Origin of the sequence: Vibrio sp. 1159, assembly GCF_033340395.1 — a bacterium.
Taxonomy (GTDB): domain Bacteria; phylum Pseudomonadota; class Gammaproteobacteria; order Enterobacterales; family Vibrionaceae; genus Vibrio; species Vibrio alginolyticus.
On the sequence record NZ_JAWOWL010000009.1, the window covers coordinates 65,877 to 85,085 of the forward strand.

Sequence of the window (19,209 nt, forward strand, 5' to 3'; positions counted from 1 at the left end):
GTGTAACAGTGCTCGATTTGAGAGTGAGAATAAGTATCATTGCATGCTCTTGTTGACAACAAAAAGATAAATACAATGATGAAAAGGACGTTTTCTTTCAATCTCATCGTACTTGCGATGAGCAGTGGATACGCAGTTAGCTCAATAGCAGCAGAAGATCTTCAACAAACATCGACTCCGAGCGATGAGCAATTGGTTGTTGTAGGCAGTGTGATGCCGAAATCGATCTCCGATATTCCAGGAACGGTTTGGTTTGTTGGCCAAGAAGAGATTGCTCAGCAATATCGTGCGGGCAAGACACTGGGTGATATTCTTTCTGCAACCATCCCTTCTTTAGACGTCGGCACCGGTGGTCGAACTAATTATGGTCAGAACCTTCGCGGTAGAGCAATGTTGGTAATGATTGATGGTGTCTCTTTACAGTCTTCTCGCCCGATTAGTCGTCAGTTAGACGCAATAGACCCATTCAACATCGAGCGAATTGAAGTACTATCTGGTGCAACCTCCATTTATGGTGCAGGCGCTACTGGTGGTGTTATTAACATTATCACCAAGAAAGCGTACTCGGATGACTTGTCGTTTGAATCCTACGTGAGTGGCACTACAGGCTTTAATAGCAGCGATGACTTTGATTACAAACTCGCTCAGTCTATCTCGGGTGGTAATGAGCGAATTACCGCTAGAGGTTCGGTTGTGTACACCGAGACACAAGGTGCATTTGACGCAAATGGCGACATTGTCACCCCAGACATTTCACAGGGCTCCTTGCAGTATAATTCAACGCTCGATGTTATGGGATCGACCGAGATTCAAATCTCCGATGCCAGCAAGTTAAACCTTGTCGCACAATACTATGACAGCCAGCAAGATTCGCCATACGGTTTGTACATTGTTAACAATAAATTTGTTGATGTACGAGAGGGGTTCGATTCCGACCGTGAACATGGTACAGAGCGAGTTCTCTTAAGTGCGAACTACGCTCACGACAGCGTATTCGGTCATCAACTGATAGGCGAGTTATCTTACCGTAGTGAAGACCAAACCTTTACTCCTTATTACCAAAGTGCCTCTCAACAAAAAACAGAAGTTTTTGCTGGGCGCTTAGCGTTAGCTAAAAGCTGGGAGTCATTCAAACTTGTTTATGGTGTCGATGCGTACTTAGACCGTTTTGAAAGTAACCAGGCTCTGTTCGATCCAACCATTGCGAACAGCTCTGGGAACTTAATTAATCGAACCTATGCCGAAGTGGGGCGTTACCCAGATGTTGATGTGGCGTCTTACGCAATGTTTGTCCAAGGGGATTACCAAATCAATCAAGATTGGTCAGTACAAGCAGGCTACCGCTACCAATACATGGACAATAAGATTGATGATTTTGTTGCCTATAGTATACAAAAGAAGATCGCATCGGGTAATGGTGTATCAGCGGATGCGGTACCAGGTGGCAGCACTGACTACTCAGTGAGCTTATTTAATTTGGGCACCATTTATCAGCTTAACGATGAATCTCAGCTTTGGGCGAACTTCTCTCAAGGTTTCGAACTCGCTGATCCTGCAAAGTACTACGGCCAAGGTAGCTACGATGCCGCGGATGCAAATGGTCACTACGCGTTGAACAATAGCATTAACGTATCTGACTCAAAAATGTCGGGCATCAAAACGGACAGCTATGAAATTGGTTACCGATTAGATACCGATACTGTCGCACTGCAAGCGGCGGGTTACTACTCGGTGTCGGATAACTCAATCAAGTATGACAAGAAGACGCTCCTAATCACCAATGTTGATGACGAGCAACGTGTATACGGTGCCGAAGCAAACATTAACTACTGGGTAAACCGTGATATTTTGTTAGGTGCATCAGGTCACTATGTGGTTTCTGAGCTGAAAACCAACGGTAAGTGGGAAGATCTAAGCGCGGGTAAAGCAAGTACATCAAAAGCGAACGCGTGGGCGGCTTACTATCAGGATGGCTATTCAGTACGTTTACAAAGCCAGACGATGTTTGATTACGAAGATGACGCAAACAATAAACTAGATGGATACACTACGTTTGATCTTCTTGGTAACGTAACACTACCTATCGGGCAGTTAGGTTTTGGTATTCAAAACCTATTTGACGAAGACTACACAACCGCTTGGGGACAACGTGCGCAGATTCTTTATGCAGCACACTACGATGCAGCAGCGTACGACTACAAAGGAAGAGGTCGCACATTCACACTGAACTACAGTGTCGAATACTAAAGCTAACTATCTCCGAATATCAAAAAAGCCGCTTGAAGCGGCTTTTCTTTTAGGCTTGATCTGTCTGCGCTGTGTCTACAACGTTTTCCGTGTGTTCTGAAGCTTGGTTTTGTTCTTCAGCTTCCATTTTCGCGCGTTCAGCTTTGGAGATATAACGCGGCTTATTGCTCTTATGTAGCTTAGCGTTATGCTTCTTCTGCTTCGCTTTCAAGATCTGATTGATTTTCTTCTTGCGGTTCATGGTGGTGGTCCTTTAATTTAGCGAGGCAGGATAGTTACTTTTTTATCAAGTTACAACTAAATAAGCGCCGGTATCGGTCGCAAAATTCAAGTACGTTCCTATGTCCAATCATCTATCGCGTTTTAATGGAGCCCAAATGAAAACACTGTACACCGAACGTTTGATACTGCGTCTTGTGAGTGTAGATGATGCACCATTTATACTAGAACTTTATAACCACCCAGACTTCTACCGTTTTGTCGGAGATAAACAAATTCGTACCGAATATGAAGCGGCGAGTTACATAAAAGAAAACATGCTACGCATGCAAAAAATTAGAGGCGTGAGTTTACTCGTTGTAGAGAAGAAAGAAGATGGGCAACCCATCGGGATTTGTGGGTTGGTTAAACGTGACACATTACAACACTATGATCTCGGATATGGATTTTTACCTTCCGCTTATGGCTTCGGCTACGGAACGGAGTCTGCAACCGCAGTGCTGGAATACGCTAGAGAGGAAATGAAACTCGATAATTTGGTTGCCATCACCAACAATGACAATATTCGTAGTATAAGTTTGCTCAAAAAACTGGGCTTTGAGTTTGAACGAGTTGAGCAGCAATATGATAATGGCCGCACGTTAGAACTTTACACAATGATGTTGTGATTTTTGGATAGTGCATGAGCGATATTTTACTTGGCAAACTCGCCACTGAATTTAAGACAGTAAAAGCCATGGTAGAGGTTTACTGTCATGACCATCATGGAACAAAACGTGACTTATGCTCAGAATGTCGTGAGCTGCTTGAATACGCAGAAGTGCGCCTCGACCGCTGTCCTTATGGAGAGAATAAACCGACGTGTAATAAATGTCCCATTCACTGCTACAAACCAGAGCCGAAAGAACAAATGCGTTTGGTCATGCGTTACTCTGGCCCCAGAATGTTACTGAAACATCCCACCTTGGCGGTTCGTCATTTGCTTCATGAAAAGCGCATGGTACCGGAAAAGCCTGCAGCGAACGCGTCAAACCGTCACAAGCGTTTATCTAAACAAAAATGCGAAGAATAAAAAAAACGAGGGCGACATGCCCTCGTTTTCGTTGAGTAGAAGCGGCGTGATTAGAGGCCAGCGGCCATACGCTGCTTGGTTTTGCTCGCAGCAAGTAGCATGTATACGCCAGTCGCAACCAAAGCGGCAAACAAGTAGCCTAGTAAGCCGTGTTCTTGGCCCATAAATTTATCAGCGACAACTGGGCCAGCAACAGAGCCGATGCTGTAGCTAAACAGCATGACTTGTGTCGCAGAGACAATAAAGCGTTCATCAAGTCCTTCGCAACCTAAGTTGATTGCTATCGGGTACAAGGCAAAAGTAGCTGCACCTAAAAAGAATAATGCAGCAGCCAATACCACGGCTGACGAGGAAATAAAGGTCATACCGATCGAAAAAATACCCAAAATACAGAAAAACGCCATTAGCACTGTGCGGCTCATGTATTTGTTTAACGCGGTCACCATTGGTTGAACTAGCATGCCACCTAGAATAACTAGCGCCATCAATGTACCAATGTCTTGATGGCTAATTTTACGGTTAGTTAACTCAACTGGCATTAATCCGTAGATTGCACCTAAGGTCAAACCTGAAACAACACAACCAATAATTGCTGCATGGTTTAGTTTGGCAATTTGCTTAAATGATAAAGCGGTTGATTCATGGCTGTTTGGCTGCTCACACTCAATGAACATTAGCACCAGCATCGCCATTAGTATCAACGTCGTGATCGCAATAAACGGAACGCCGCCACTTACGCCAAGCACGCCAATACCAAACTGGCCTAATGCTGAACCACCATAAAGCGATAGCATGTACAAGCTCAAACGTTTCGCACGCGATGCTTCGTCTCCAGACATTAGCCAAGACTCAACAATGACAAAAACACCAGCAACCGCGATACCCGCAATAAAGCGAGCGGCAAGCCACATCAATCCGTTAGCAAACACGGGTAGTGTGACGATAGTTAGCGAAAATACGGCCAAGCAACCAATAAACGCGTTACGGTGACCAACTTGACGTACGATACGTTCAATAAAAATAGCACCGGTTAATAAGCCGCCATAAAACACACTCGCCAACCAACTCGCGTAATCTGCTGAGATGTTGTATTCACCGAGCATGAGAGGGATCAAGCTCATTAAATAGCCCGAAGCCACCGCATAAAGAGACAGTGCGACGACTGGAACTGTAACTCGTGGTGATGCTGCAGGAACGACTGTGTTTTCCACTGTTTTGCGCCTATAAGTTAAATGAAATCTAAGGGTTATTCGGCGCGAATATGAGGCTAATAGTTAGGCAAGTAAAATGATAAATTTAAGTCGTTTCGACAAATAATATTTATTAACTAGATAGGTTGATAAGTTGCATAAAAACGCCAACCTACAAACAAGGTTGGCGTGGAAGATTATTTAGTAAGTGCTTGATTTAACCATTGATCAAATTGAGTTTTAGGTAACGCACCATTGATCATATCAACGCGTTGACCATTTTTGAAAACCATAATGGTAGGAATGCTGCGAATACCAAATTGCGCCGCAAGTTGTTGTTGAGCTTCGGTATCAATCTTAACAAAACGAGCCGTTCCGGCTTGCTCATGAGCAACATCAGAGAAAACAGGAGCAAAACCAACGCACGGGTTGCACCATGGGGCCCAAAAATCTACTACAACAGGCATATCACTTTGTAATAGAGCAGAAAAGTTATCTTGTGTACCTTCGATAGGCGAGCCGTCTAAAAGTGCACTTTTACATTTACCGCAAGTTGCAGATTCGGCAACGCGCTCATTAGGGACACGATTTAGACCGCCGCACGAAGGGCAGCGAGTTTTAAACGATGACATGACTTCTTCCTTTATTACGTATTGATGAAAACATGACTTACCAGTCAGCCTCATTATTTGTATACTTATTTTTTAACCTGCCGAAATAACGCAGCGCAGGTTTGTATTTGAGCCTAAGGTTCTAAGAAATTTTATTAAAATACAACAATAAATAGGTCTGCGATGACAAATTACTACGCTGAAATTACAGGTTGGGGGAAATGTGTTCCGCCAGCCGTGCTCTCTAACGATGATCTTAGCACTTTCCTCGATACTTCCGATGAGTGGATTCGTACCCGCACTGGTATCGAAAACCGCCGTATTAGTCATGTAAACACGTCAGACATGGCGACCGTTGCTGCTAAACATGCATTAGCTCGAGCAGGCGTCGATGCAACAGACGTGGATTTAATCATTGTGGCGACTTGTTCACCAGATTCATTGATTCCAAATATCGCGTCTAAGGTACAGCAGAACCTAGGTATTCGTGCAGCCGCTGCCTTTGACTTAAATGCCGCATGTACGGGATTTGTCTATGGCCTAGAAACGGGCACACGTTTGATTCAATCAGGTAACTATCGTAACGCGATCATTATTGGTGCGGAAAGATTGTCTTTCTACATCGATTGGGCAATGCGAGATACCGCTGTTCTATTTGGTGATGGTGCGGGCGCCGTTGTGTTATCAAGAACGGAAAAAGAAACGGGTTTACTACAGTCTCAAATCGGTTGTGACGCAAAAGGCCGCGATATTCTGTCCGTACCAAAGTTTGGTACTTGTATGGATCGCTTTGCGGAAGACAACGGTTACTGGGATTTCAACTTTGTAGGACAAGAAATTTTCAAACGTGCAGTAAAAGGCATGGGGCTAGCTGCGAAAACCGTACTGAAAGCATCACAGTTAACGACGGACCAAATCGATGTTGTGATTCCGCATCAAGCGAATATTCGTATTATTCAAACCTTGTGTGACCTGTCTGGAATTCCGCACGACAAAGCGTTTGTTAACATTCAAAACTATGGCAATACTTCAGCTGCGACGGTGCCAATTGCATTGTGTGAAGCGGTAGAGCAAGGTCGAGTTAACCCAGGTGATAATATGCTTCTTGCTGCGTTTGGTGCAGGTTTGACATGGGGTGCGGCAGTATTGAAATGGGGTGACCGCGTAACGCCAGTTTCTGAAAGTGATGCGGTTCTGCCTGAATGTGAGCAATCCGCGTTAGAATTACTTGAGCGTGCCATTAAGCTGTGTAACGAACGCCGTCGCGACGAGGTGTAACGGACACTCTGCAAACATAAGATGGGTAAGGGAGCGCGAGGCTCCCTTATTTGATGATGCGTTCTACAGCTAACCTGAAAAATATCTTAAGCCATAAAACCCAGGTTTGAATGAGTAAAATTACGGATGTTCGGGAAGACGTATTCCAGTGCAGCGTTATCACTCACGCCCATCCACTGTGCTAGTGTTGAACCAACTTGATCAGCGGCAATTTTGGGTATGAGTCGGCCTTGAGAGTAATCATCGTTTCCGCCCAGTATTAGTTCCGGCCATGTACCGATAGGTTGTTTCCCATTTACCGCGCCTCCAATTAATAGTTGATGGCCACCCCAGCCATGATCAGTACCATTTCCGTTGCTCATCATCCGTCGACCGAAGTCAGACATAGTGAAAGAGGTGACTTGCTTGTTTAGCCCTAACCGTTCGACCGCACGATACATTGCCAAAAGGTTTGTCGCGAGATCCTCAAGTAACACTGGATGACGTGCCAGTTGCGAATCGTGTAGGTCATACCCAGAGTGTTTAACGAAAAAGACTTGTCGTTGCTGCTTCAGGACATCTTGGCTTGCTATCAATTTGTACACGGTTTGCATCTGCTTGCCGAGCGTCGATGACGTAAACAGCGGCTCGTCAGCAATGTGGTTGAGTTGCTCGCTCAGTACACTGCTCATTACCATCGACTCATCAACCATCAAATTAAAATGACCATTAAATGGATTGTCAGTTTGATGAGAGAGAAGGCGATCATAGATCCCCTTGTATAGCGGGTTCTCAATCGCGGTAAGCTGAACCGCGCGATCTTTTTTCAGGACAGTTTGGCGGTGTTCCATTGCCCGTAACCAAAGCGAGTTGCCATGCACACTGTATAGCGGTGTTATTTCTGATTCAGAGTTTAATACATCCAACATTCTGCCAGCCCAACCAAGATTTTTAGACTCGCTCATTCCACCAAGTAACCAAGCGTCTGTTTGAGAATTATGAGAAAACAGTTGCTCGGGAAGTGATGCTTCACCTTGCTCAATAGCTTGTTTGGTGACGGGATGGTTGAGAATGCCACTATTGAGCACGATGCTGGCATCGCCTTGTTCGAAAACGGAAGTTAACGCATTTAACTTTGGGTGTAAGCCGAGCTTCACTGGGTGATTTGAGCTATCGACAGCACTTAAATTGATAGGGAGTATGTCTTCTTTGGCGACAGAGAGTGGCCCTCTGACTTTGGAATATTGACGATAGTGCGCCTCCGATAATGGCAGTATGGTGTTGAATGCATCGTTTCCGCCTGCTAAATACACACATATTAATGCTCGAAAGTCATTGGATGGCGCTGCGAGAGAGTAACCTGGCAGACTAAGAGAGGCTAGTGCGCCCATCGATAGCGTGCTTTGTATAAAATGTCGTCGTGAAATATCCATAATTCACTCCTAATCCTGAATATAGAATTCGTCGCCAGAAATGGCGGTAAATATCACTAGAGCGAGTTTTGTTGTTGGCACATAGTCCCCACGATAATCATTCAGGGCGGTGAGCATGAGCTCTTTCAATTCAGCAGAAGCCGTTCCAGCAAAGAAACGCTCGTTAACCAATTCGACTAAGGCACGGTGATCGTCCAGAAGAAGATAAAACTCGTTAAGATCGAAGTGGTAGGAATCACCACCTCCTCTACGAGTGCTGGTTAACATATAGTTGACCAAATCGGTATAAACAGACCAATTGAGAAGTTCATACTCTGGAGAGTTAATACCAGACTCCGTAAACTCGTTAGACGGCTGATAGTCTGGAGAGTAAAAATTAAACACGGAAGGAGAACGAAGCGGCCCTTGATTAGCGATGTTCATCATCGTTGTTGCGTCTTCGTAACGTGATCCTTTAATCGTAAAACCTGATGCTCGATGAAAATTAGTCAGGACCAGTATCGGTTCTTTCACTTTTATAGGCGGGGTATCCGTCATCCCTAATGCTTCAGGGTCGAGCAATATGGCTCGAACAACGGCGGTTAGATCGCCTTTTTCTCCTTCCCCATTGTTGTTAAATATCGTAGCAACACGCGCGACGTACTCTGGGCTTGGATTTGAACTGACCAAACGTTGGATAAGTAACTTTGAAACAAATGGAGCAACATTTGGGTGAGACATCAACATATCAATCACTTTTGAAAGCTCTTCTTGTGCGGTTAGACCCGATGGGATCACGTTCCCTAGAAATCGCTTCTCGCCGGTGTCGTGTCGCTGACTGATAACTCGCATCGGTTTCACGAATGCGATGTCGGAATTTTTCCATCCAGTTAATGCTCGCGCGAGCTCTTGAATATCAGTTTGATTGTACGTGGGGATAGGTTTGCCTGTGGCGTGGTTTAGTTTTTTACTGCCATCTAAATTGAGTTCATACAAACCGATAGTGAATAGCTGCATTAACTCTCGAGCAAAGTTCTCATCGGGAAGCGTTCCTGTCGTACTATTTTCTTTTGCACTACCGAGCATAGACAAATAGCTCCCCATGACTGGATGGATGGAAACGTCATACAACAGGTCTCGGTAGTTGCCAAACGCATGCTCAACCAACAGATCGTAGTAATTCACTAACCCTGTAGGTTTGCTGGAAAGAACGCCGCCATAACGAGAAACGACTACGATCTGACTCAATGCATAAGCCGTTCGCTGTCTGAGCTGATCTTCAGCAGTAACAACAATCTGATACCAAGCATTTTCTCGGTTTGACTGTAGGCCTTTAGAAAAAGGCGTTTGATAAAGTGGTTGATGGTAGGTTGCTGGCAGGTTGATTTGTTTCTGTATCCAGTCCCCTAACCCGTTTTCCCTAACCTCATTAATTAACGCAGGAGTTGGTCCAAAAGAGGTTTGATAGAGAAAACGCGCAACGGTTTGATCGGATGGGGATTGCTGTATTTGTGCTGATACATTAGGCACATGGCTCAGCAATAAGATAGCCAATCCTAGTACCCAAGCAGAGATTTTATTTAGCTTCTGACGTCTCATAGTTAACTCGCTTACCCGAAGTAACGATTTAAGTCCATTTAACGGGAGTTATTAAGCTCTTTTGAGCTGTTTAGTAAATTTATGAAAATCAAGCAGCTGCATAGGCGAGTATAGTAGCTATAAGTGGTGAACAAAAAACTCAAACGATGAATTTGGTACTATAGTGCTAGAAGTTTTTGATGCTATTTTTTCTAAGATACTGATATTAAATATGGCCAATGAAGAGTAACAAGCAGAGATATCGCAATGGATATAGAAGGGGGACAGCTAAAGTACTGTTAACAAGAGATTGGTATGTTTGTTAAGGCTTAAGTTAGTTTCAAGAAATTATTGAGCCAATAAATAAAGTCCATTGGTTTGCACAAGAGAAAACCACACGGATGTTCTCTTGTACAAAGCAACAAAGGTTATTTTCGGGCAAGCTTATGGTGAGCACGAGAAAAGTGATCGGCACAAAATGCGCCCACGATCGAGAGTTCGCCAGCCAGACAAAGCGCAGCTGCGACTTCGGCTAACGCTTTCGCATTGCCGTTGCCGTGCAAACCCAAAATATCCAAACATGCTTTTTGCGTTGGAAGGCCAGTACCACCACCAACCGTCCCCACCATGATGTTTGGCAAGGTCACGCACGCGTACAAGTTGCCTTGAGCGTCCACATCCATACGAGTGATTCCAATGGCAGACTCTGCAACGCAAGCGGCATCTTGACCACAAGCAATGTACAGCGCGGCAAGCGCGTTTGCGTAATGCGCGTTGACGCCAATTGTCCCGCTGAGTAAACCGCCCACTGTGGTCATTTTGCCAAATTGAACCATAGACTCCGGCGTCGTATGCAGATATTTTTCCACCAACTCAGCAGGAATGGTCACTTCGGCGGATACTTTCTTACCGCGTACCGAGCGCAGTGTGTGCGCGTTTGGTTTTTTGTCGCCTGATAAGTTGCCATCCAAGAATGCTTGAGTTGGTTTGATTGGGCTGGTCGCCAAAATATGATGGAACACTTCGTTTGTTGCGATGGTCACCATGTTTTGTCCGGAAGCGTCACCAGTCACGTATTCAAAGACCAAATAAACGTGGTTTCCTTCGATATTTACATTGATGTCTTTGAGTTTGCCATGTGAGGTGGTGGATTCCGCAATTTGACGAAATACGTCAAACTGGGTCACAACCCAACTGACGAACTGGCCGGCGTCAGCAAGGTGATTAAAGGCGAATACTGGTGTTCGGCTCACCCCTTCACTTAGTAACAATGCGCTCGCGCCACCAGCGGCGGTGATAAGATTTGCGCCACGGTTGTAGGAAGCGACTAACGCGGCTTCTGTCGTTGCGAGCGGAACCAAAAAGTCATCGTTCGCATACAAACCGTTGACGCGCAAAGGGCCTGCGATGCCGACCGGCACATTGACAGTACCAATGAAGTGCTCGATGTTGTTGGAGTAAGCGTCGCAATGTGACTGTGTGAAAGGATCAAGAAGATGATCTTTATTGGTCACTTGTTCCAATACTTGCCAACGGCGCGCCAAATGCTTATCCGATAGGCCAGGGCTTAAGCAGAGACGTTTCTCTGGCTTGTGAAACTTCGGTTCTAATGCCGATTGAATCTTACTGCTGGTTTCGATATCGGAAAGGGCGGAGCTTTGAACAGGGTTATCTTGGTTTAACTTCGGCATACAAACGTTAACTGAAAAATCGAACCAGAGATTGTAGTGATTGAGGCTTTGATTACAACGTTGATTATACGTTTTGCAACAAATACCACTGTGCAAGCGCCTTTATTATCCAAGTGATTTGATATTGGAGCGACGAATTTATCGGACATAAATGGGTTTTGACAATGAATGTTGAGTAAATGGTAGATCCGGGAGGTTATGGCTTTTAGAGAAACTGGCCTGTAGGTGTTTGGATTCGACAAGGTGTAAGCATGAGTGCCTTAAGAGCGGAATGGTTCAATCTATGAAAGGAATAAATTGTCTAACCCAGTCCCTTGGGTCAGACGTTAGTTTGAATCGGTTGTTCAAAAACTAGTTGAAGGCGCGAGCCACACGTCCCGCACTTTGAATACGGTAATGGCCAACGTAAGCAGGAACAAATACAGATTGTCCCTTCGCGGCGGTTAACGTCTCACCGTTATCACTGATGAGTGTCAGGTCGGCATCAATCGCCATCAAAATCTCTGCGCTGTTTGCCTCAACCACGTCGTGATTCGGTTGGTTAAGAATGCTGAAACTAAAGTCTTCCACTGGAACGGGGTAAAGGCTTTGGCAACCATTGGCATTGGGTTCTAGAACAAGGCTGTCAAAAGGCTTAGGCACAAAATCTGTGCATTTAACCAGTTCTTCAACATCCATATGTTTCGGCGTGAGTCCTGCACGTAAAACGTTATCTGAGTTCGCCATGATCTCTAATCCCGTACCTTTAATGTAAGCGTGTGGCGTTCTTGCGCTCAGGAACATCGCTTCGCCAGGTTGCAGCGTGATGACATTCAACAGTAATGGCGCAAACAAGCCGACATCGCCGGGGTATTGAGTGGATAGATCCAAGATGAGCTGGAAAACGTCGCTGCCAGTGCCTTGCTCCGATTGACGTGAAGCGTGGGCAAGAAGCTGTTTCAGTGCTCGCTCTTTTGTTTCTCCTTCCATGGTCAGAATGTGCACAAAGAAATCGCGTAAACCTTGTGAGTTGATTTCGCGTTTGAATGCATCTAGCGGTGTGCGTAGCTCATCGATATCGCAAAGGCCAAATGCCTCAATAATCTCGTCATACGAACGAAAACCGTTCATGGCTTGGTAACTTGTCAGCGCGTACACCAACTCAGGTTTATGGTTTGGATCCTTGTAGTTACGATGGCTTGCGTTTAGTGGGATCCCGGCACTTTGTTCTTTTTCGAAGCCTATTTTGGCATCTTGTTTGCTTGGGTGAACTTGAATCGACAGTGCATGTTCGGCCGCTAAGATCTTAAACAGAAAGGGCAGGTCGCCAAATTTCGCTGCGGTTTCTGCTGATAAGTAAGCGGGTTGGTTTTGTTTGATCAGTTCAGACAAAGGCAGCGTGTTTTGCTCAACCTGAACTTCAGAGCAGCCGTTTGGGTGAGTACCCATCCATACTTCTGCTTGAGGCTCATTCGTTTCGTTAGAAAAGCCAAACAAATCGTGAATAGAAGAGGTGCTTCCCCAAGCGTAGTTTTGGATTTTGTTGTTCATTTGAAAGAAGCTATGCGATGAAATAGTGTTCAAATTCATGAATTTTTCCCATAGTTAACCCTCCGAACTGAATCGGAAGAAAAATTGAGCAGAGATACGTTAAATAAGGAGGGCGAGCGCGGTTAGGTCACTCGCCAATTTGCCCTAAGGGCGATAAGTCGATTTACAACCGAGGCTTTGGTTCGAGTGGTTTTCGTGATGGCTGCGCTTGCAAAAATGGCAGCAACAAAAGGCCAATGACGGCTGCACAAACTGAAATGGTGATGAAGAAACCTGTCCAATGATATTCTTCAAGAATTAATGCCAGTGGATAGCCAGACAATGCTGCGCCCATGTAGGCGAACAAGCCCACGAATCCTGTTGCCGCGCCGGCAGAATCTTTGTGAGAGCACTCCGCCGCCGCCATACCGATCAGCATTTGTGGTCCAAAGACAAAGAAGCCGATGGAGAACAATCCCGCTGCTTGGAATGCAAAGTTGGTCAGAGGCATTAGCCAAAGCGCAGAGACAGATAAGAAAATCCCAATCGCGAACAGCAAGTTCATTGGTCCACGGTTACCGCCAAAGAGTTTGTCTGAGCCCCAGCCCGCAACCAATGAACCAACAAAACCGCCGATTTCAAACATAGACAGAGCAGCGTTGGCATTAATCAGGCTATAGTGATGCTGCTCGGTCAAGTACAGGTTTCCCCAGTCATTGATTGCGGTTCGGACGATGTAAACCAACACATAACTGAACGCGAGCAGCCAGATGTATTTGTTGTTAAATACGTACGATTTCAGAATTTCTCGGTAGGTGAGGCCACGTCCGTAATTTTCCTGCGCAAGTTCTAGTGCGTCGTTGCGCCATTGGCCGACACTTGGTAAACCCATTGTTGTGGGTTTGTCGCGCAATCGCCAACAAACGAATAGACCGAGTAATACGCCGATGATGCCGGGTAGAATAAAGCCTTCACGCCAGCTGTAGTGCAACGTTAAATAGCCCACCAAAATAGGGATCAGCGCGCCACCAACGTTGTGTGCGGTGTTCCAAATGGCCCATAAGAAGCCACGCTCGGAGCGTGAATACCAAGTGGTTAACAGCTTGGAGCATGAAGGCCAGCCCCAGCCTTGGAACCAGGCGTTTAAGATCCACAGAGTAATGAAAGCCGCGAGTGAGCTAGAAAAACCGAACGCGATATTGACCAGACCTGTCGCAATCAATCCTAATCCCATGAAATAACGAGGGTTAGAGCGATCCGAAATCGTGCCAGAAATAAACTTCGAACAGCCGTAAGTAATGTAGAAAAGTGTACCGATAAGACCCAAATCGCCTTTATCTAAGCCAAGATCGGTAATCATCGCTGGTGCGGCGTAGTTAAAGGTCTTACGGGTAAAGTAGAAACCTGCGTAGCCGATGTACATCCCCAACATAATGTGCAAACGCCAAAGGTGGTAACGCTGGTCGATTTGCTCGTTGCTCAGGCTCGGTTGAGTAAATTTAGGTGAACGTAAAAATCCAAACATCTTGAGTTACACCTTAGGTAAAGTAATGCTGATTTGTGTGCCGATCACTTGATCGCTGGTGGAGTAGATAACCATTTTTCCACCTAACGCGTGCACACGTTCTTGCATGCCGCGAACGCCCATGCCTTTCATGCTGTCCTGAACTTTGAATCCGACACCATCATCGTGAATCATCAGTGACACCGCAGCTTCTCCAATTGTCAGTTCAATATTGATCAACTGCGCTTCTGCGTACTTGGCTGCGTTATTCAATGACTCTTGGCATAAACGGAATAGGGTGACTTTGAGTGTGTCACTCAGGCTGGTGTAATCGCCTTGCCAGTTCAGTTGAACAGTTGTTCCGTGATTGGCGAATTCCATCTCTCGCGTCAGTTGCTCGACGGATTCTTTTAAGTCCAAATCATCCAGCATTTTTGGTCTTAGCTTGCTTAACAGTCGCTTAGTGGTGTCGTACACGTTTAGGGAAAGCCCTTCGATCATGTCGGCGCAACCCACGCTTGTTTCGGCGTTATTTACCCGCTTAATGATGTTGGCTTGTGTGCGGATCGCCGTGATGTTCTGTCCAATTTCGTCATGTAGCTCGCGCGCAATATCGCGTCTTACCGATTCTTCCGCTTTGATAAGCTGGCGAGACAAATTCTGATTGCGTGCAAGTTCGCCGCGCAGTTTGTGATTGAGGTCTTTTTGTTTCTGAACCCCTAAGCCGAGCATAATGCCGGTGATGGTTTGCGCCGAGAGAGATAATAACAAATCGGTGATTTCTAGATTTGATACGCCGCTGCGAGCCGCAATCAGCGCAATGCTGTTGAGCATGGTGGCGAGCAGGGCTCCTTGCCAGCCGTAACGAAGTGCCAACACGATGATTGGGATAGCCATACAAAATGGCGCAAATCGTTTTAGCTCTTCAGGTAAACTGGTTTGCACCAAAATACTGCCGATCAAAAGCAGCGCATAAAGCACGATATGACGCACCTGAAATACAACGGCATTACTAAGTAGGAGAGAGCTAAGCGGAGACCAACGACTTTGGAACAAATAGCTCCACAACAGGTAGCACATAGGAACCAGCATCAGCCCACCAGAAATACTGGCTAACCACACCATGTAAACAGAAGGCACGTGAAAGCCGACCGCCATTACGTTGATGAAGGCGGTAATGATGATCACAATACCCATGACGGCTAAGTGGCGGTTTTGGTCACCGTAGTAGTATTTTTTCGCAATCAGTGTGACAGGGATGCTGGCAACGCTGGCGATCAGCACGGTGAGCCATTGAGGTTGTTCTAATAAGGTCGCCAGTGCAATCGTCAGCGCCCATTCTGATACGTAGATTGTTGGCCAGTAAGCGGTGCGAGTGTGCAGCGCAATCCCCAATCGTAAGGCGAATGGGAAAAGCAGAATGGCGAGCTCTGGATCGTTGACAAAGTAGTAGGCGATCACCCACAAACAGAACCAAGCACAGGCCATAACAAACAGGCCACAAATCGTTGTGACAGAATAGGCTCGCATTAAAAGGACTCTTGAGAGAATAGTTTGGCGAGTTCAACGTTGTTTTTCACGCCGAGTTTGTCGATGGCATTTGCTCGATGAACGTGTACGGTCTTGTGGCTCAAGCCAAGCTCTGCCGCGACGGATTTTACATCCAGCCCTTTGGCTAAAAGCTGGCACACTTCATTTTCGCGTCTTGTTAGCTGGCAAAGCGATGCAGCTTTGTCACTTGGTGTTGCCAATTTGATGGCAATGTCGGAGGTAAGATAGCAGCCGCCAGACGCACTGGTTCTCACGGCTTGAATAAGTTCGTCTGGGCTACAGCGTTTGCTTAGATAGCCTTTTGCACCAAGTTTTAGTGATTTTTCCACCATTGCAGGGGAGTCGTGCACGCTTAGCATGACACAGGCAATGCCAGTTGGAATTTCGCTCAGTAAGTTTAATCCGCTCTCATCGGGCATGGAAATATCTAGGATGACGACGTGTGGGTGTACCGCAGGCAAGCCTGTGCGTGCTTCGGCGACAGAACCAAATTCACCAACAACGGTAATATCACTTTCCAAATTTAATAATTGTGCGAAACCAGAACGCACGATGACGTGATCATCAACTAGAGCAACATGAATCATCATTACAACCAAATAGAGCAGACAACAAACAACAATAAGCCCCAAAACGGAGCTAATAGAAAAATCTTTAATGATACTGAATTGATCAACTCATTTTAATGATCTTGCGCGCTTTACCGAAGTAAAGCGCGCAGAGAAGTTAGGCTTGGTTTTGTGCAAGTTGAAGCTTCTTCGCGTGTCGAATCTTCTTCTCTTCCGCGATAGCAACGAAAGCAAGCAAAACAATACAAATCATGGCGGAGGTATCTAGGGCTGCGAAGGTACCTTTCCAGCCTGTTAGACCGAAGATTGGGGTACCGTCTGCAATCATACCGAGACCAAGTTTCGCGAAGCTGTCACCGATTAGGTAAGCGAATGTACCTTTCACACCGTCAGCCACACTGATTGCTTTTTTAGGAACAAAACCAACCGCTGCAACACCGATAAGAAGTTGCGGACCAAACACCAAGAAACCAAGTACGAATAGAGACGACAAGTACATGAATTCATTTGTTGCGTGTTGGTAGAACTCAAGCGATACGATGATCAAACCAAGAGACACACAAGCAACCAATGCGCGGCGACCGTTTGCTAGGTCAGATAAGTAACCCCACATCAAAGTACCCACAAGCGCACCGACTTCGAACAGAGTAAAGCCAGAGATTGCCGTTTCTTTTGACAGACCAAGCTCTTGGTATGCGTATACCGTTGACCATTGGTCGATACCGATACGCACGATGTAAAGGAAGATGTTGGCAAAGCAAAGTAGCCAGATAACTTTGTTTTTAAGAACGTATTCAACAAAGATTTCTTTTTTGGTCATCTGGTTTTCTTCAGCGGCGGTGTCTTCTTCACTCACTGCTTCATCGAAAAGTTCTTCTACTTTACCTAGACCGTAAGCTTCTGGTGAGTCGCTACCAAAGCGCATACCGATAAAGCCGACGATGATCGCGATGATAGAAGGGAACACGAACATGCCGATTACGTGGCCGTCGAATAGGTAGTTGGCACCGAAAAGAGCAACACCCGCTGCGCCCGCACCACCAACGTTGTGTGACATGTTCCACAAGCCGAGGTAAGAGCCGCGTTTGTTACGAGGTGTCCATTTTGTAATGGTTGAGTAACTAGAAGGGCCACCAGTACTTTGGAAGAAACCACTCAGAGCGTAGAAAGCCACCATCAAGAACAGGCTTGCACTACCGCCGCCCATGCTGAAGCTGAAACCAAGCATTGCAAGACCAGAAAGGATCAGCATAAAAGGGAGGAATTGCTTGGTGTTCTTACCGTCAGCGTAGTAAGACACAACGGTTTTACCGATGCCGTATGTGATGGAGAAGCCAAGGCCAATAAGACCTAGGTCTGTCATGCTCAAACCGTAAGTTGAGATCATGTCGTTTTGCGCGACATTGAAGTTCTTACGAATCAAGTACATGGTTAGGTAGCCGATGAATACGACCAAGTAAGATTGGATGAACGGTTTAAACCACATCTTTCTTCTAACTTCGACAGGAAGATCGAGGGTCGGCTTCCGCACCTGTTCGAGGAATTTTAACATGATGAACTCTCTTGTAATTGTTTTAGAAACACAACGGAGACCGTTATGTGCTCTTGTTACCTTTGACTGAGCGGAATTCTAGAGAGTGGTTTTGTGAGGCACATGAGATGGTTGCCTAGATCGGCTAGGAAAAATTCCTAGAATTGCCTAGGAAGGTGGAAAAGCGTGAAAAGAGTCACACAAAATCCTTACTAATTTATGGGTTTTTGACAGGGTTCTTATCGGATTGGAAAGCGTTCAAATGCAAGCGGGTTAATATACGCAAGCTTAGTGCTGGCAAGGGGTGAGCACGTTTAGTTGGAGAGAATAGTGTCTTGTCGCTAAGTATCAATTGGGAACGAGAAGCATACAACAGAGACCCAGAGGTCTCTGTTAGAAATATTAGGAATTCGACTAAGTTGACGTGTTAAGGCGCAGGACTGTATAGACGCGGCGAGCCGTGTTTTGGCAAGTGAATTAGGTTCAAATGGTTTCTTCTTGCCCATTCGACGGTTAACGCTGTAGGTGCAGATAAGCAAACCAGAGTGGAGATACGCGCGCGAACGGCTTTGTGGATCAACTCCAAGCTGCAACGGCTTGTCATGATTGCGAAGCCACTTTGAGGCTCGATGTGATTGTTGGCCAATGCGCCAATCAACTTATCTAGCGCGTTGTGGCGGCCGATGTCCTCTCGGCACAACTTGATGTTGCCTTGTAAATCTGCAAATAAGGCGGCGTGTAACGCGCCAGATTCACGTGCGGCTTCTTGATGCAGTGCGACTTTGTCTCGCAGCCCTTCGAATACATCGGAGCGCGGAGGAAGAGACGGTGTCAGCGGTGCTAAATCAGGCAAAGCTTGTTCAAGAGCCTCGACGCCACAAATGCCGCATCCGGTTGTGCCAGCAAGATTTCGGCGTTGTGTTTTTAACGCCCAGAAAGCGCGGTTGCTGATTTCCACTTCTGCATAGTGAGATTCGTGATCGCCGCCAATTTCAAGGTCTTTGATCTCTTTGAAGTCGTGGACGATGCCTGTGCTTAGGCTAAATCCTTTCACGAAGTCTTCCAGATGGCCTGGCGTCACCATCATGACCGCTTGGCTAATGCCGTTATAGCTGATAGCTAAGGCGGATTCACTCGCCAGCGACATTTGTTGCACTGAGCGGCCATCAATCAATTCTCGGTAATTGAACGCACTTGGTTGAGGTGGTGCTTGATTGAAATCGGACAGTTCAAAATAAGATTGAGTAGTACATCTCATGAAATCACCT

The 19,209-nt window shown here is 46.0% G+C and carries 16 protein-coding genes; 4 read left to right on the top strand and 12 right to left on the bottom strand.

Annotated features, from left to right (window positions below):
- Positions 1-75 precede the first annotated feature (75 nt).
- Positions 76-2,247: a TonB-dependent receptor gene (locus R7127_RS09450; protein ID WP_005376064.1), complete on the top strand. Its 2,172-nt coding sequence runs from the start codon at positions 76-78 to the stop codon at positions 2,245-2,247.
- 49 nt (positions 2,248-2,296) lie between these two features.
- Here the strand turns inward: R7127_RS09450 and R7127_RS09455 are convergent, their stop codons facing one another.
- Entirely contained in the window at positions 2,297-2,488 is a 192-nt protein-coding gene (locus R7127_RS09455; RefSeq protein WP_005376066.1) for a DUF2986 domain-containing protein, read from the bottom strand.
- Positions 2,489-2,624: 136 nt separating this feature from the next.
- On the opposite strand from R7127_RS09455, the gene R7127_RS09460 reads away from it, so the two are divergent.
- The gene (locus R7127_RS09460) at positions 2,625-3,134 is read left to right on the top strand and encodes a GNAT family N-acetyltransferase (RefSeq protein ID WP_033907038.1); all 510 of its coding nucleotides are present in this window, start codon (positions 2,625-2,627) and stop codon (positions 3,132-3,134) included.
- A 14-nt stretch (positions 3,135-3,148) separates the two neighbouring features.
- Positions 3,149-3,538 (top strand): nitrous oxide-stimulated promoter family protein, encoded by a 390-nt coding sequence (locus R7127_RS09465; RefSeq protein WP_262584689.1) that lies wholly within the window; start codon positions 3,149-3,151, stop codon positions 3,536-3,538.
- 50 nt (positions 3,539-3,588) lie between these two features.
- Here the strand turns inward: R7127_RS09465 and R7127_RS09470 are convergent, their stop codons facing one another.
- Together R7127_RS09470 and trxC are read right to left on the bottom strand one after the other, a co-directional pair.
- Positions 3,589-4,749, bottom strand: a complete 1,161-nt coding sequence (locus tag R7127_RS09470; RefSeq protein WP_033907039.1) for an MFS transporter — start codon at positions 4,747-4,749, stop codon at positions 3,589-3,591.
- Between the two features lie 176 nt (positions 4,750-4,925).
- Positions 4,926-5,360 carry a thioredoxin TrxC gene (gene trxC / locus R7127_RS09475; protein ID WP_005376074.1) on the bottom strand — a complete coding sequence of 145 codons (435 nt, stop codon included), beginning with the start codon at positions 5,358-5,360 and terminating at the stop codon, positions 4,926-4,928.
- A 162-nt stretch (positions 5,361-5,522) separates the two neighbouring features.
- Between trxC and R7127_RS09480 the strand changes: the two genes are divergently transcribed.
- A complete protein-coding gene (locus tag R7127_RS09480; RefSeq protein ID WP_033907040.1) occupies positions 5,523-6,617 on the top strand; it encodes a ketoacyl-ACP synthase III in 1,095 nt (364 codons plus the stop codon).
- Positions 6,618-6,703: 86 nt separating this feature from the next.
- Here the strand turns inward: R7127_RS09480 and R7127_RS09485 are convergent, their stop codons facing one another.
- The 9 genes from R7127_RS09485 to fdhD form a co-directional block, all read right to left on the bottom strand.
- Complete coding sequence (locus R7127_RS09485; protein WP_213895322.1) at positions 6,704-8,029, bottom strand: DUF1501 domain-containing protein; 1,326 nt, start codon at positions 8,027-8,029, stop codon at positions 6,704-6,706.
- 9 nt (positions 8,030-8,038) lie between these two features.
- The gene (locus R7127_RS09490) at positions 8,039-9,607 is read right to left on the bottom strand and encodes a DUF1800 domain-containing protein (protein ID WP_085569015.1); all 1,569 of its coding nucleotides are present in this window, start codon (positions 9,605-9,607) and stop codon (positions 8,039-8,041) included.
- Positions 9,608-10,014: 407 nt separating this feature from the next.
- Entirely contained in the window at positions 10,015-11,277 is a 1,263-nt protein-coding gene (locus R7127_RS09495) for a hydroxymethylglutaryl-CoA reductase (protein ID WP_115386657.1), read from the bottom strand.
- 351 nt (positions 11,278-11,628) lie between these two features.
- Positions 11,629-12,846 (bottom strand): mannose-6-phosphate isomerase, class I, encoded by a 1,218-nt coding sequence (gene manA, locus R7127_RS09500; RefSeq protein ID WP_170890085.1) that lies wholly within the window; start codon positions 12,844-12,846, stop codon positions 11,629-11,631.
- A gap of 124 nt (positions 12,847-12,970) precedes the next feature.
- The gene (locus tag R7127_RS09505; protein ID WP_318148385.1) at positions 12,971-14,311 is read right to left on the bottom strand and encodes an MFS transporter; all 1,341 of its coding nucleotides are present in this window, start codon (positions 14,309-14,311) and stop codon (positions 12,971-12,973) included.
- A 6-nt stretch (positions 14,312-14,317) separates the two neighbouring features.
- Positions 14,318-15,820, bottom strand: a complete 1,503-nt coding sequence (gene uhpB, locus R7127_RS09510) for a signal transduction histidine-protein kinase/phosphatase UhpB (RefSeq protein WP_213895323.1) — start codon at positions 15,818-15,820, stop codon at positions 14,318-14,320.
- Positions 15,820-16,428: a transcriptional regulator UhpA gene (uhpA, locus tag R7127_RS09515; RefSeq protein WP_005394558.1), complete on the bottom strand. Its 609-nt coding sequence runs from the start codon at positions 16,426-16,428 to the stop codon at positions 15,820-15,822. The genes uhpB and uhpA overlap by 1 nt, the downstream gene beginning before the upstream one ends.
- A 139-nt stretch (positions 16,429-16,567) precedes the next feature.
- Positions 16,568-17,962, bottom strand: a complete 1,395-nt coding sequence (gene uhpT, locus R7127_RS09520; RefSeq protein WP_005479317.1) for a hexose-6-phosphate:phosphate antiporter — start codon at positions 17,960-17,962, stop codon at positions 16,568-16,570.
- Between the two features lie 406 nt (positions 17,963-18,368).
- Positions 18,369-19,199, bottom strand: a complete 831-nt coding sequence (gene fdhD / locus R7127_RS09525) for a formate dehydrogenase accessory sulfurtransferase FdhD (RefSeq protein WP_213895324.1) — start codon at positions 19,197-19,199, stop codon at positions 18,369-18,371.
- Positions 19,200-19,209: the final 10 nt, after the last annotated feature.

Bases quoted from the DNA above. Each gene is read 5' to 3' on its own strand.
- R7127_RS09450 (WP_005376064.1), top strand. From the start codon at position 76: ATGATGAAAAGGACGTTTTCTTTCAATCTCATCGTACTTGCGATGAGC.
- R7127_RS09455 (WP_005376066.1), bottom strand. From the start codon at position 2,488: ATGAACCGCAAGAAGAAAATCAATCAGATCTTGAAAGCGAAGCAGAAG.
- R7127_RS09460 (WP_033907038.1), top strand. From the start codon at position 2,625: ATGAAAACACTGTACACCGAACGTTTGATACTGCGTCTTGTGAGTGTA.
- R7127_RS09465 (WP_262584689.1), top strand. From the start codon at position 3,149: ATGAGCGATATTTTACTTGGCAAACTCGCCACTGAATTTAAGACAGTA.
- trxC (WP_005376074.1), bottom strand. From the start codon at position 5,360: ATGTCATCGTTTAAAACTCGCTGCCCTTCGTGCGGCGGTCTAAATCGT.
- R7127_RS09480 (WP_033907040.1), top strand. From the start codon at position 5,523: ATGACAAATTACTACGCTGAAATTACAGGTTGGGGGAAATGTGTTCCG.
- R7127_RS09485 (WP_213895322.1), bottom strand. From the start codon at position 8,029: ATGGATATTTCACGACGACATTTTATACAAAGCACGCTATCGATGGGC.
- R7127_RS09490 (WP_085569015.1), bottom strand. From the start codon at position 9,607: ATGAGACGTCAGAAGCTAAATAAAATCTCTGCTTGGGTACTAGGATTG.
- R7127_RS09495 (WP_115386657.1), bottom strand. From the start codon at position 11,277: ATGCCGAAGTTAAACCAAGATAACCCTGTTCAAAGCTCCGCCCTTTCC.
- manA (WP_170890085.1), bottom strand. From the start codon at position 12,846: ATGAATTTGAACACTATTTCATCGCATAGCTTCTTTCAAATGAACAAC.
- R7127_RS09505 (WP_318148385.1), bottom strand. From the start codon at position 14,311: ATGTTTGGATTTTTACGTTCACCTAAATTTACTCAACCGAGCCTGAGC.
- uhpB (WP_213895323.1), bottom strand. From the start codon at position 15,820: ATGCGAGCCTATTCTGTCACAACGATTTGTGGCCTGTTTGTTATGGCC.
- uhpA (WP_005394558.1), bottom strand. From the start codon at position 16,428: ATGATTCATGTTGCTCTAGTTGATGATCACGTCATCGTGCGTTCTGGT.
- uhpT (WP_005479317.1), bottom strand. From the start codon at position 17,962: ATGTTAAAATTCCTCGAACAGGTGCGGAAGCCGACCCTCGATCTTCCT.
- fdhD (WP_213895324.1), bottom strand. From the start codon at position 19,199: ATGAGATGTACTACTCAATCTTATTTTGAACTGTCCGATTTCAATCAA.